The following is a 13,773-nucleotide window of genomic DNA, read 5'->3' on the forward strand; positions in this document are numbered from 1 at the left end:
CGAATTAATATTCGTTGGAAGAGATTTCTTAAGTCACTTGTATATACTGCTTTAACCGACTGGATGTTTATATCATGGTCAAGGAGATTAATCCATGTCTATTTAAAATCATTTCGTAATACCTCTCAACATAGAATCAGAAGTAATAAAAATTAGGCACAAGATAGTATGAACAGAAAAATCTTGAAATGGAATAATAATAAAACACATTAAAGATACATTGCCAAAACAATACTCAAATAATAACAAAAACGACAATGGCACCACTAAAGCTATCTCTCCATCCATTTACACTGGACCTACCAACGGTCCTCTAAAAATTTGATTCCTATTATTTCTTTTAAAAAATAAATTACTCGTGTTTATGAAGTACCATTATGATGTAAAACTTTATTTGATTCCTTTCTATATTTCAAAAAACGATGTATGAGATTTTCACCAAGCACTTTGATATGGTCAGATTGTTTAGACACAACATTAGTGATTGCAACTTGTAATAGAGTTCCAACAACTCTTCTAAACCGATTATGCGAACTATTAACAAAAACTTTCTTGGCAACAAATCCAATACCGAGGCTCAAAGCATTGCCAAATAGATCATTTTTTGTATCCGCTGAAGAAGTAAATTCCTTAAAAGTACTTTTAATTAAATTAACAGGTTTTAAGCTTTCATATGAGGTATGCAGTTGTTCCTTGAGTAAAGCAAGCTCGTTGGCATGCTTGTTTTGTGATTTATTAATTTCCTCATTTAAGGTGTCTGTTTCGTTTTTACGTTTCATACTATTTTTTGTTTAAGCAATTGTCTTATAATTAAATTGCTAATTGGATATTTTAGCCAACTATGACGAAAGATATGAAATAGCAAGGCTAGTAGGCCATAAGTGCCTCCAATAATAAAAAAACCGTAATAGGAATCACCCAGGATTTTTCCTAACCACAAAGCAATACCAATGTTAATTATTAAGAATGACAATGCAACGGTAATAACAACTGCAAGGCGTGAAACCAATGATGAGGCTACATCAGCTGATTTGTCTATCGCATTTAACTTAAACAATTCAATTGAAGTATTGCCATAATCTTCTGCCCTTTGCAAAAGAGTTGCTATTGGAGTTGCATTGTCTGTCATACACTATATTATAACTATTATAAAAAAATAGAAAAACAAATTAAGATACAATTTGCTTACCATCAGAAGAAGCATATCTTGCTTCCTTTTTTGCATCTTCGAATTTAGCCTTACCATTTTCTGCAAAATCTTTAGCGTCTTTTTTGACACCTTCAAATTTTTCTGTCAAAGTTTCAAGAAAGTCTTCAAATTTGGTTCTATATTCATCAACATAGCTATTGCCTTTGTCTTTGATTTTTTTTCGGGTTTGTGAACCACTCTCTGGGGCTAATAATAATCCCGCTAACGCACCTAAGGCAATCCCTGCCAATGCTCCCAATAACACTTTACTAGTACTCATAATTGTTGTTTTAAATTGTTAATTAATTTTATTTATTTTACGTTAATATTGCAATTTTATTTGTTTGCAATAATATGGTAAAGGTAAGTTGTATTATAATGAAAGTCTTACACCATCCATTAAAAAAGTTACATGATTATAATTTTCAATAATTTAATAGCTTATAGAAAAAAATATTCCAATATAGAAGCTCATTTAACCCCATAGAATATGGTACCGTATTTTATACAGCAAGAATTGATATACTTTAAAAAAGAAATATGAAATGAAAATTTTAAAGGACTATTTAAAATTATAAGAATAAGTAAGACCTAATATTTAAATTATACAATACACGTATTAATTTATTAAAGAAAAGAAATTCGTTTAACAGAAAGCTATTCGCTATAAACGAACTGATAAATGGAGAACAGACTCGTGTACCTTTTCGTTGGTCACAGAAAGAAGGTTGGGAAATTTCTATGTCCCTGATACCATTTTGCCAACCTGACAAATCATTAACTATCCTGCTAAACTGAATTTCTATTTCTATATCATTGACTTTCCAAAGTTATTTTATGACTATATGCAGGCAAATCGGTAATGGCTGGTCCGTTGATTACTTTGCCGGTATAGGTAAAGCGGCTACCGTGACATGGACAATCCCAACTACGCTCATCTTTATTCCAAACGACCATACATTTAAGGTGAGTACATTCAGCGGAAACAATATGTAGTATTCCATTTTCATCACAGTACGCGCCACATTTTTCACCCTCTAATTTCACAATGGCCGCGTCACCATTTTTTATTCCTGACAGTTCTTGAGAACCAGTATAAAACCATTTTTTAACCAAATTAATAAAATCGTCCTTTAATAATTTAAAAAACTTTCCACTTGAGTGTAATGTAAAACGTGAAGGCGAATAAATTTTTTCATACTTGTTTACATTGCCTATTATTAAATCTTTTACAAGCACACCTGCAATGGCACTATAAGTCATGCCAATTCCTGAATCACCCGTTACAATATATACATTATCTTCATCCCAGGGATTGCGTCCAATGAATGCAACAGAATCCATGGATACCATAATTTGACCCGACCATTTTGAAATGATTTCACCTATGCCAAATCGCTTTCGCGTCCAATTTTCTAAAGATTCATACGCATCTTTGTCAGTTGGCACACCAACAGGATGGTCCTCTCCTCCGCAAAGAAGTAAATCATGAGCTTCATTATACGAATGAATGCGTATATAATGATAAGGTTTTGCCGTTGCACTAAGATCTCCAGTATCCCACCACATTGCTTTAGGCAAACTATCTTTTTTTATTAATGCACCTATGACATAACTTCGCACGGCAGTTTGTTTTAGCATCATGGCATACACATCATTTACTGGAGCGTTGGTGGCAACGACTATGTGTTGGGCTTTTACGGTGTAACCCGCAGAAGTGTCAATTCCCTTGCTGTGTATCTCCTTGGCATGTGTTTGTGTAAATATTTTGCCGCCCCTTTTTTCAATAGCAATGCACAGTCCATTTAGATATTTCAATGGATGAAATTGCGCCTGGTTACCAAAACATATACTCGCTCCTTCATTGGGTATACCAGGAGTCGTGTTCATTTTTTCTGCTATAATTCCTGCACGGAGAGCGGCTTCCATTTCTTTTTTGAGTGAATCTTTATGGTCGGAAGGATGTGCAAACAAATATCCATTCATTTGCTGGAAATCGCAGTCTATATTTTCTTTTGCAATCGTATACTTTACAAATTCAATCGCCTCTTTATGGCTTTCTGCAATAAGTTTGGTGCTTTCCTTTCCGAATATTTCTTCCATTTCATAATAACGTTGGTCCAATGCAGTAACAAGTTGTGCTGTGGTTCTGCCTGTTTCGCCGCTACCAATGAAACCATCTTCTATCACGATTACTTTTTTACCTGCTTGGGAAAGGCAATATGCAATACTTAATCCTACAATACCTGCACACACGATTACTACATCGGTTTCAATGTTTTCTTCTAAAGGGTAATAATTATCAAAAGGTACACGCGGTGCAAACCAGCAGGAGTACTGACTTCCTGCTGTTACTTTACCACTTTGTTCGTTAGTTAAAATTTGCACGACACAAAGGTCTGTACTTTTTATAAGGCGAATGTTACACTATTGTTTTATGAAGTTACAACATTCTGAAGTTAAAATATTGACAAGTGTTCTTCATATAGCCTAAAGCTTCTTAGAACAAAGTTGGTTTTCTTAATGAACACATTGATGAAATTTAATCTTCAATTTTCAAATAAAAAAATTGATTTTTTAAAATATTAACCGTCATTTTGTTTCTAATAATAGTTTTTAAAAAGAATGCTCCCGTACAATTTATTGGCATATAATTATTGTAGAGTCTTCATTGAAATGAAGCAGCTCATGACACATATTTACATTGACTTATAATATCCTGACATGTACTGACGCATTAGAATAATTATTACCAGGTCATGCTAATGGTACTTTCTCTTTCTTTTAATCCAACCATTCATTCATTTTTTCAAAAAAATCATTTAAGCCTTCCTTACCATTGGCGCTTTTTAGCGTATGGTCGGCTCCCTTATATTCCATAAAAGTTAAATGAGTCTTGCCCTGCTTATTAAATTCATCCCTTAAAAATCTACCTGTTTCAATGGGTGTACTTTTATCATGCGCTCCCTGGGCCACAAGAATTGGAACTGTAATTTTGTTATAGAATTCCATGGGATCTATAAATAATACAGAATTCCAATATTTATATGGGTGACCGTAAAAAACTTTATCGATATGGTCAGGGTTCGCTTTGATATCAGTGTAAATGGTATCCAGGTTAACATCATACCCTAAATTTCTTATTAAAATTCTTAATTCCTCTTCAAACTTTATTCCACCACTCCCAACAATTACCAAATTTGAAATTTTATTATTAATAGTTGCAATTTTTGCCGCAGTGGTTCCACCTTCAGATACTCCAAAAAGTATCATTTTTTCATAAATATTGCGCTCATCACTGAGTATTTTATTTATAAAATAATTTTGATTTGTAACCCACACATCGAAGTAATTATGCTCATTAAATTGCTTACTGGGTTTTCTAAATATTTCAGTTGTCCAACTTGAAATATATCTCTTTTGTAAAGCATATATTTTATAATTTCCCTTCAAGGTTGAAAAATAATGCTTCAAATAGTATTTTATACTATTATAGCCAGACCCACTGATGAAAAATATTACTTTGTCTGGTTTGCCTTTCCCTTTTTGAATAGAAAAATAGGTAGATGCATATCCATCCTCCATAACCATGGTCTTTTCTTGAGGTGGAGAGAAAGTAGCATCACAGAAATATCCCATATATTTAACAGAACTGCAACACATTAAAAGCATTGTAAATCCTGCTAATACTAATTTTCTAAACATAGTTCTCTTTATCAGAGTTTTTAATCTTCATATCTTTTGCATAGTGCAGTATATATATGTTATTGGCAACCAAATTTCCCAAGCAATTCGGCTCCCCTTCCAATGCTTTCATTTTTCTCATAGGTTAATTCTTCTAATTTTCAGATAATTCCAAGTAAATCAAAGTTAAAGCAGCAATTGTCATAATTATTAATGCCAAAAAGCCCAGAATATTAGTTAATCTTCCATTCACGTTTTCTCCCATTATTTTTTTGTTATTCGAAATGTGTAAGATAATTGCAATTAGAACAGGAGCTGTTAATCCATAAAGAATAGCTGTATATATCAACGACTGAATTGGAGTAATGCCAATGTAGTTCAAAGATAAACCTAAAATTAATGATATCGCAATGATTATATAAAATGCTTTGGCATCATGAAATTTTTTGTCCAGCCCTTGTTCCCAGCCAAATGTCTCTGTAATAATATAAGATATAGAACCACTTAATACAGGAATTGCAATAAGCCCCGTTCCGATGACCCCTACAGCAAAAAGAAGATAAGCTAGGTTCCCAGCTAATGGTTTTAATGCCATTGCCGCTTGTTCAACGGTATCAATTTGATGGATGCCACCTTTAAATAAAACAGTTCCACTAGTAAGAATGATAAAATACATAACTAATCCTGAAACGGTCATTCCAAAATCTACGTCTTGGTTAATCTCATGAATTATCTTTTTGTTTACAATCAAATGTTTTCTTTTGTTTTTCATTTCTTCAACCTCTACCGATGCTTGCCAAAAGAAAAGATACGGTGAAATGGTAGTACCAAGTATACCCACTAAAATTGCTATAAAGTCTTTATCAAATTTTATAGTTGGAATAAAAGTTGATTTAATTATTTCTAAGAAATCCTGTTTATACAAAAACGGCACAATAAAATAAACCAACATTACAATGCATAAATATTTTAGAACAGATGCAATTTTTTGATATGGCAAATAGATTATTAAACCAAGAAGGATAATCGTAAAAAGAACACTGAAATAATTAGCATCAATAGCTGGAAACAAAAGGTTTCCAACAGCACCCATACCTGAAATGTCAGCACCAATATTCATTACAATAGCAGGAAAGCTAAACAAAAGCATTAAATACAAAATGGGTTTTGGATAGTGTTTTTTAAGTGTCCCTGTCAAACCTTGTGAGGTTACCAACCCAATTCTCGCACACATTTGCTGAATGGATGCCATAAGAGGAAAAGCAATAATCGCTGTCCATAATGTAGCAAGTCCAAATGCAGCACCTGCTTGAGAATAAGTTGCAATTCCAGATGGGTCATCATCACTTGCACCTGTCACAAGACCTGGTCCAAGTTTTTTCCAACTATTAAAAAATTTAGTTGAGAATATTTTCTTCTTTATCATTTTTTAATTAGTTGTTGAATGGTCGGTAAAAAGACAGCCAAGATGAGTAGAACGGGAGTAGTCATATTTATTCTTATGAAAAAATTCGGTTTAATGTCTTGGCGAAAATACCAATATAAATTTGTAGCTAAACAAAATAAGCAAATCATAATTGTCAGAATAGTAAGTATTTTATGTTTCATAGTTGTTGTTTGTCTTTTCACTTTTTGCAGACCTATTCGGGTTAGTACTGTCCCAATTGATTGGTTATAACTCAAAAGAAAGTTGTTTCTTTCAAAAATTAAAAAGCAAAAAAGATGGATCAACTTTTGCCGATCTATAAATATAATTTGCATTATCGAATCTTCAAAGTCTGGTTTCGCCCGCCAGGCGATAAAGCCACTACTTGGACCTGGTATATTGGGGAAATTTTTCATATTTAATTTCCAATTGAGCTAATTCTTAAAACAATATTATATTTAAAGCCTGAAATTAATACTTAAATTTAAAACTTTCAATATTTATTTGGAAAAACATGATGAATGTCATTTTTTTACATTACAAGGATGCAAGAGTGATGCTTTGCAACAATTCAGCTGGATTAAAATCTTTATTGTTAGACGCAACCAATTTGCCATCTTGAGGTTTCAAGTCCGTCAAGTTAAACAATCATTCTATTCCTTTTAATGATTTTACAAATGTAGGTACTGCTGTTTCCATATGTCCAAAAGCTGAATAAACTTCAACTTTCAAATTAATACCCTTATATTTTGATGACTCTAATATATGAACGAATGAATTAAAATTGTCACTGCCTTCGGTTCCTGTACTATCTTCGATATCCTCCTTGGCACCAAAAGTCAACCATAAATTTTGTTGTATTGAATTGTCATAAACTACACTTTGTTTAAATTGATCCATCAAAAACTTATTGCCATAATGAAGTGAAGGACTTGCCGCAACATAATTTTTGAAAGTATGGTCCGTATTTAGTATCTCCTGCATTAAAACAAACAAAGTAAAATAGGCTCCTAAAGAATGTCCCATCAAGGTTCGGCTATTGGTTTTCGTCCGATATGCTTTGTCAATATAAGGTATGAGTTCATTTTTGATAAAGAATAAAAAATTGAAAGCACCACCGCTGATCGGAAAACTATCTTTTGGCGACGCTTTTGGAAATGTGTAATCTCTATTCCTAAATGAATCCATCATTACAAAATCCTTATACCCAATGCCAACTAAAATAGCTTTTGAATGAATTTCATTCGTTGCATCAGCAATAATATCAAAATAAACATTTGCATCTAAAAGATAAATGACCGGGAAATTTTGATTCTTCTTCTTTGCATAATCTTTAGGCAAGCTAACGAAAATCGAAAACGAATCATTTACATTTTTAGAAAACAATGTAGCAACCGGAATGGATTCCTTTTCTTCCCATTCATCTTCACGTAACTTATTTTTTTTGTCGCTTACCAGTGCTGTTACAAAAAGTCGGTAATGATGTGGTGGAACACTCCATTCTCCCTGACTGCTGGTTCGGACAAAACTTTTTGCGCTCCCTCCCAACTTCACTTCATAATAAATAGGATGAGTCGTTCTCTTCGTAGGGATAAATTCAATGGCTACAACAAAACTTCCCTTCAGATACACTTTGTATGGCGTCAAATCAAACTTTAACCAACCCTCTTGAATTTGCTTAGTTTGGATTATGCTTGTTTCAATAATTCGCTCAGATGGTCTATTCCCCGCATACTTGTAAAAATTGATTCTGAAGGTACCGCTGTCCTTTCTTGATTGGTTGATATGCAGGTTTACCGAAGTTATTTTTGAAATTATCGTGTCCAATTGAATCCTTTGAGCAATTTCAAAAATGTCATTTTGATGGGTGCTACCATCCGTAAAATGAGTTATTGTTCCCGTTTTTTTAATTCCAAACTTACGTTCCACCAATTTACTTGCAGTTACTACAACAGTATTCAAAGTGCTAGTCTTTTCTTTCAGTTGAAATGTTTTTTTATGAGTGATTAAAATACTTTGAATAGGAATATTTAATTCTGAGTATCCAACCATAGATAAAGTCAATGTATCATTCTCGTTTTGTAATGGAATCACAATGGAGAACGAACCATCATCCAAGGAACTAGTTCCAATGTTCTTTTTCTTGATTCCAATATTTACAAACGCCAAAACGCTTTGATGATCTGAATCAACAACTACTCCCGTTAGAATGGTTTGCGCTATTGATGAATAGCTTACTCCAAATAGAAGTAGTGCGGTAAAGATGTATTTGATTAAATAAATCATAATTTCATCATATTGATCTCTTATGCTTTGGTTCAAATATTCACAGAATAAAATTAGTCGTGAATTAATTTGACCTAATAACAATTCCGATGTCCCTGCTATTCCATATCCTGTCACCGACATTCCAGAAAACGAAATCAAGCTTGACTTTTGAGGCAATGCTAAATCGATGATTTGCATTTGATGATTAAGATGTTTATTAGTGATATTTTCTGCGGATATTTTTTGTGTAGCCCCTGTGATCATTTATATCAATCTCTTTGAATTAAAACAACTCCAATCATTTCCATGTCGGTTGTGATTTCATTTTAATTATTAAATCCATGCATGAAGTCAATGATCATTTGCAAACCATAACCCTCAGTTGTACTTTCCAATTTTTATTAGGTTTGATTTTTCAATCATAAAACCCTAACACCATTATTGAATACTGAACTTGCCTCACACTGTCAAAATCAACTTCCTAGGCTATTACATTATTGTCCAAAACTCTAAAAAAATAATGATTCCAATTAACTAAATCCTTTAAAAGAACTGGTCATCCGGCTTTCAATGGTGTAGGGTATTCCCAATTCTAAAGCAATAAAATTGGGTAGCCCTGTTCATTAGGCCATATTTCTCTTAAATTATTTTTAATAACAATATTTAATTTCTATTTCTGGCACTTACTTGCAGTAATTTGTAAGTAATCCACCCACTATGCATTACGTATAAATCACACAATAGTCGACATCTACTTCAAAACCAAGCCCTTGGAAAATGGATTTGCAAGCATCAACATATTTAGACATTTCTTTATAGTTTGGTATTCCATTTAAAGCCTAAAAATAATATTTAATCTTAAAACTTCCAATATTTATTTGGAAAAACTTGTCTAATGGTTAATGCTTAATAACTAATGAATAAAGGCTATTTTTCTAAATATTAGCTTGTAAAAAGGAATGTTTCCGTACAATTTAGTAATATAAAACTTCTAGTCTTTAGCCCAATGTTACTTTAGGAAATACAGATTTAACTTATTGTTTCGTTGTCTTTGTCATCCTGTTTTTTACGATCCCGAACTTGCATTTCCTTTATTTCTAATGCAATTGTGTCAGGTTGTCGAAATGGCATGTTTACGTGACCAGTGTTTAATTCAATGAGCTTTCCTTCTGATAAATTCGATAAATAGTCTTTATAAAGTCTATTTTTTCCTTCAATTTCTTGAGCAATCAATTCATTGGATTCTCCAGCCAAAACAACACGTCTGAAATCATCTATTTCAAGAGAACATATAATGGTGGTAGGAATATTCGGCACTGCTTTAGCCTTTCTTATTTCTTCATATAAATCATCAACATTGGCTGCTTCTCTTGAGCCGGACAACAACCATTGTATACTTTCATGGTCGTTAATTAGTTTTTCTTTAATTTCATGAGGCCATGATTTAAGCTCTTCGGCAAATAATTTTCTATATATTCTTTGGAATTTTTTGACCATGGGTACTAGTCCTAAGATATTTCTACCTAAACTGTAGCTTGCAATTTTGAGCAGTAAACCAGACGATTTGTAAATTTTCGGCGGTTTTGGTTTATCATTTAATTTTATCTTTCGTAATTTATTTAATTCTTCAGGCATGTAATGATTAAAGTCTTCATGCGCTGGGTCAAGTAACACAAGTCCTGAAACGTCTTTTTGATAAAGTGTTGCAAAATGACGGGCATACAACCCACCAAGTGAATGACCTACTAAAATGTACGGTTTAGGCAATTTTGCAATTTCCAATAATTCATGAAGCTCTTGAGTAACTGTAAGAGAAGTACGGGGCAATATGCACGTTGAACTATATCCTATTCCCATTCTATCATAAATAAAGGCAGCAGATTGGGCAGATACTTTTTTCTGAAGCTCATAATAATCAAGTCCTACTGTTCCTGCTCCAGAAATAAATACCACTGTTGGACCACCATTACCTTCTTGAGATGCCCAAATTTTGCCACTCTTTAATTCGAATATATGTCCGATACCAGGGGCTGAAATTTCAATATTGCTCATTGGATCTTGTTAATTTTTAGGTTTTTTGAGTTGTAGTTGATCGTCACATAATTACAGCTAATTCTAAGAAAAGTTGAAACCTTCAAAAAATAAAATTGGTGGATCTATTTTTTCAAGGAATCATCTTTTATTGAAGATATCCGAATCTTTATAAATAATCCCAAATAGAATTGTCCAATTCAAGTAATTCATTGTTAAATCATTAAGATATTACTGTTAACCCCATATCAGAGCTTGATCCTTTTGACTTCTACAAGGAATGGGTTTTAAATGCATTGGTTGCCTTCACGGTCGCATACCCTATTATTTCAGTTCAAGCTTCATCATGAGGTCAGTCTGTTCGTCATCACCCAATTTGAAAAGGTGTTTATCAAACACTACGAAACCGTTTTTCTTGTAAAAGTTTATGGCTTTCAGATTTTCTTCCCATACTCCCAACCAAACATAGTCGGCGCATTTTTGCCTGGTTATTTCGATTGCTTTATCAAACAGTAATTGTCCAACACTTTTACCTTGAAAAGCGTTCAACACATAAATCCGTTCTATTTCAACAGCCCTATCGCCTTGTAGTTCTGTTTGCGACGGTCCAAAATTCAATTTTAAATAACCAATTTCCATGTCTTCAAGTATCGCAAAATAAAACGCTGCATTGTTGTCGTTAAGCTCGACAGTCAATCTATTAATAGAAAATGCTTCGTCCAGATATTTCTGAATATTCTCTTCTGTGTTTCCCGAGGAGAAAGATTCAAAAAAGGTCTGTTTACTCAAACTTTGTAATTTATCTATATCGTCAAGGGGTACTTTTTGTATATTAATGTCTGTCATAATATCCTTTCAGTTTCGTTGGTATGGTTGCTCTTATTGGATCTGGTTAAAATAGTGAACCGCTATTTTTTTATCAACAAAAATAATACTTAAGTTTTTATATTCAAAAATATGATACCAAAATGAGATTAGAAGCTTTGAGATGTCAAGTTAATACTAGACTAATCACCCCTTATATGACTAGCTAATCCAAGTTTGATGATGATAAATTACCCGCCACTTTCCTTTATGTTTTTGAACAATGTATCTATCACCATGCCCACAATTACGCCCACAATTAGAATCAATATCGAAAATCAATAATTTACCATCTTTGGATATAAGAGGATTAGAGAACTGTATATATGAATCTACTTTGTAATGCTCTTTTAATATTTTAAAACCATCTTCAACTGAATTCATTTTAAATATTGAATCAATAGATATCTGTTTAATAGTTATTTTAATTACTCTTAAGGGATCTAATGTAAAGTTTTCCAGATCCGAAATTTGATCATAAAAATACTGTAAGTCATTAGTATCAAAAATATGCTTTCTATTTAAGAATTTGAGTTCAGATTTTGAAATATAAATCCTTCCATATTGTGGTGGTGGAGGTGGTAATGAGTGCGGATCAAAAAACTGTGGTGAATCTTGAAATGAATTTGAATTATCATCAGGACTTTTAATAACTTTTGCTAACTCATTTAAAATTGCAACATCAGAATCGTAATAGTAAAATCTCATAAAATCATCAATGATTTCGTAGTAATTCTCGTATTTGGTATGGACCTGGTCATAACAAGCAAATAACCCAGATATTAATAGGAAAAGAATTAAAAAAACTCTCATTGGATTGCTAATTAATGGGCCCTAATACATTGGAAAGTATAACATGCCTAGTAATTGGAACTGATATATAGGATAAGACTTTCATACTGAAAATTAGATTGATAGTCAGATTCAATGTACTCTTCGATTCATAGCCTGAAAATAATACTTAAATTTAAAACTTCCAATATTTATTTAGAAAAACATTATTAATGTTCATTTTTAAGGCACCAACCTTGTAAAAGGCATGTTTCCGGACAATTTATTGGTTTCAATGAAGAATCATAGTTTTGAAATTGAGGCAGGCAGAGCATTTTAGCAGGTTGATGATTTTCTAATTATAAAGACAAATTTAAGATTTTTTATAGAATAAAAACCTAATTGCTCAGTTTGCATTAATCTCCGGCAACTTGCTGCACGACCTGCCTAGCTTAATTCGTATTCCTGTTTTTTGATCTTGTACTTTATAGAAGCATTTAATGCAGAAAATATTTTTAGCAATGTCGATAAGGTAATATTGCCTGTATTGTTTTCAATTTTTGAAATTTGAGCTCGTTGAACTCCAACCAATGCTCCTAATTCTTCTTGAGTTAAATTGCGTTCTATTCTAAGTTGTTTAATGTGTTCAGCAAGAATTTCAATTTTGAGGTCATGTTCATATTTGTCTCTTTTATGAGTTCCTATTTTTCCTAGAGATTTATCTTTTAATTCGCTTAAACCAATTGTTTTCATTTATTTATTTTTTTTTACTTTGTATATATTTTACCTTAATTCGCTCTGCTTTTTGGATTTCATTTATTGGAGTTTTATTTGTTTTCTTGTCTAGTCCATGTGTTCCAAGTATCAATGTTTTTTGTTCATCTTCTTTATTCCAAAATGCAAAGATTCTATAGAATTTTTCTGAATCTTGAACCTTAAATTCAAATATTCCATCACTTTCTTTTAATTTTTCAAACCAATATCCTTTTATTCCGGCTTCAGTTTTTTCAAAGCATATTAAAAATTTAATTTAAATTTTCAGAGGTAAATTGTAGTAATAATTACTGGCTTCCTCCAGAAGTTCTACTACAATTTTCTTTGAAAACACTTTCATAGTACAAAAGTACAAAATGTTTCCAAATATGGAACGTTTTTTAATCTATTTTATTTGGAGTGTAGCAAAAACACAAAGGAAAGTTGAACAAACTGTCTAGTCCTCTAGGCGAGAAGTCCTGACCTGTAAGGTTCTATATAGGTAAAGGCTTCCATATTAAATTTCCAATGGAATGTTATTTTTAAATCAATATCCTATTAGAAGCCTGAAAATAATACTCAACATCCAAAAAAAACTAGGCGCTTGGCAAATGGATTTACAAACATTAACTTATGCCAATACATCTTCATTTTTTTCACCTTCGTATCATCGATTTCGGATCTCGTTTGCCTGATAAGAAGCCAATCCGTAGAGCTTCAAAATCTGAAAAGCGATACCACTTAAATAATACGTTAAAAGCAGGAATCATTCATTTCTTTGTGTTTG

13 protein-coding genes are annotated in these 13,773 nt (G+C 32.4%); all 13 read right to left on the reverse strand.

What is annotated here, in order from left to right:
- Positions 1 to 362 precede the first annotated feature (362 nt).
- The 13 genes from IPK88_18850 to IPK88_18910 all read right to left on the reverse strand — a co-directional run bounded on the left by IPK88_18850 (position 363) and on the right by IPK88_18910 (position 13,263).
- Positions 363 to 779 carry a hypothetical protein gene (locus tag IPK88_18850; protein ID MBK8245493.1) on the reverse strand — a complete coding sequence of 139 codons (417 nt, stop codon included), beginning with the start codon at positions 777 to 779 and terminating at the stop codon, positions 363 to 365.
- Positions 776 to 1,129, reverse strand: a complete 354-nt coding sequence (locus IPK88_18855; protein ID MBK8245494.1) for a hypothetical protein — start codon at positions 1,127 to 1,129, stop codon at positions 776 to 778. The genes IPK88_18850 and IPK88_18855 overlap by 4 nt, the downstream gene beginning before the upstream one ends.
- Before the next feature lie 40 nt (positions 1,130 to 1,169).
- A complete protein-coding gene (locus IPK88_18860) occupies positions 1,170 to 1,469 on the reverse strand; it encodes a YtxH domain-containing protein (GenBank protein ID MBK8245495.1) in 300 nt (99 codons plus the stop codon).
- 533 nt (positions 1,470 to 2,002) lie between these two features.
- On the reverse strand, positions 2,003 to 3,577 hold the full coding sequence (locus IPK88_18865) for an FAD-dependent oxidoreductase (GenBank protein MBK8245496.1): 1,575 nt from the start codon (positions 3,575 to 3,577) through the stop codon (positions 2,003 to 2,005).
- 396 nt (positions 3,578 to 3,973) lie between these two features.
- Positions 3,974 to 4,894 (reverse strand): prolyl oligopeptidase family serine peptidase, encoded by a 921-nt coding sequence (locus IPK88_18870; protein ID MBK8245497.1) that lies wholly within the window; start codon positions 4,892 to 4,894, stop codon positions 3,974 to 3,976.
- 133 nt (positions 4,895 to 5,027) lie between these two features.
- Positions 5,028 to 6,299, reverse strand: a complete 1,272-nt coding sequence (locus tag IPK88_18875; GenBank protein MBK8245498.1) for a divalent metal cation transporter — start codon at positions 6,297 to 6,299, stop codon at positions 5,028 to 5,030.
- Entirely contained in the window at positions 6,296 to 6,715 is a 420-nt protein-coding gene (locus IPK88_18880; GenBank protein ID MBK8245499.1) for a hypothetical protein, read from the reverse strand. The genes IPK88_18875 and IPK88_18880 overlap by 4 nt, the downstream gene beginning before the upstream one ends.
- A 232-nt stretch (positions 6,716 to 6,947) precedes the next feature.
- Positions 6,948 to 8,831 carry a carboxypeptidase-like regulatory domain-containing protein gene (locus IPK88_18885; GenBank protein ID MBK8245500.1) on the reverse strand — a complete coding sequence of 628 codons (1,884 nt, stop codon included), beginning with the start codon at positions 8,829 to 8,831 and terminating at the stop codon, positions 6,948 to 6,950.
- Between the two features lie 765 nt (positions 8,832 to 9,596).
- Positions 9,597 to 10,619 (reverse strand): alpha/beta hydrolase, encoded by a 1,023-nt coding sequence (locus tag IPK88_18890; GenBank protein ID MBK8245501.1) that lies wholly within the window; start codon positions 10,617 to 10,619, stop codon positions 9,597 to 9,599.
- A 303-nt stretch (positions 10,620 to 10,922) separates the two neighbouring features.
- On the reverse strand, positions 10,923 to 11,444 hold the full coding sequence (locus IPK88_18895; GenBank protein MBK8245502.1) for a GNAT family N-acetyltransferase: 522 nt from the start codon (positions 11,442 to 11,444) through the stop codon (positions 10,923 to 10,925).
- A gap of 180 nt (positions 11,445 to 11,624) precedes the next feature.
- Complete coding sequence (locus IPK88_18900) at positions 11,625 to 12,275, reverse strand: hypothetical protein (GenBank protein MBK8245503.1); 651 nt, start codon at positions 12,273 to 12,275, stop codon at positions 11,625 to 11,627.
- Positions 12,276 to 12,680: 405 nt separating this feature from the next.
- A complete protein-coding gene (locus IPK88_18905; GenBank protein ID MBK8245504.1) occupies positions 12,681 to 12,986 on the reverse strand; it encodes a helix-turn-helix transcriptional regulator in 306 nt (101 codons plus the stop codon).
- Positions 12,987 to 12,990: 4 nt separating this feature from the next.
- Positions 12,991 to 13,263 (reverse strand): type II toxin-antitoxin system RelE/ParE family toxin, encoded by a 273-nt coding sequence (locus IPK88_18910; GenBank protein ID MBK8245505.1) that lies wholly within the window; start codon positions 13,261 to 13,263, stop codon positions 12,991 to 12,993.
- Positions 13,264 to 13,773 lie beyond the last annotated feature (510 nt).

The sequence above is a fragment of the Candidatus Defluviibacterium haderslevense genome (assembly GCA_016712225.1).
In the GTDB taxonomy this organism is placed as follows: Bacteria; Bacteroidota; Bacteroidia; order Chitinophagales; family Saprospiraceae; genus Vicinibacter; species Vicinibacter haderslevensis.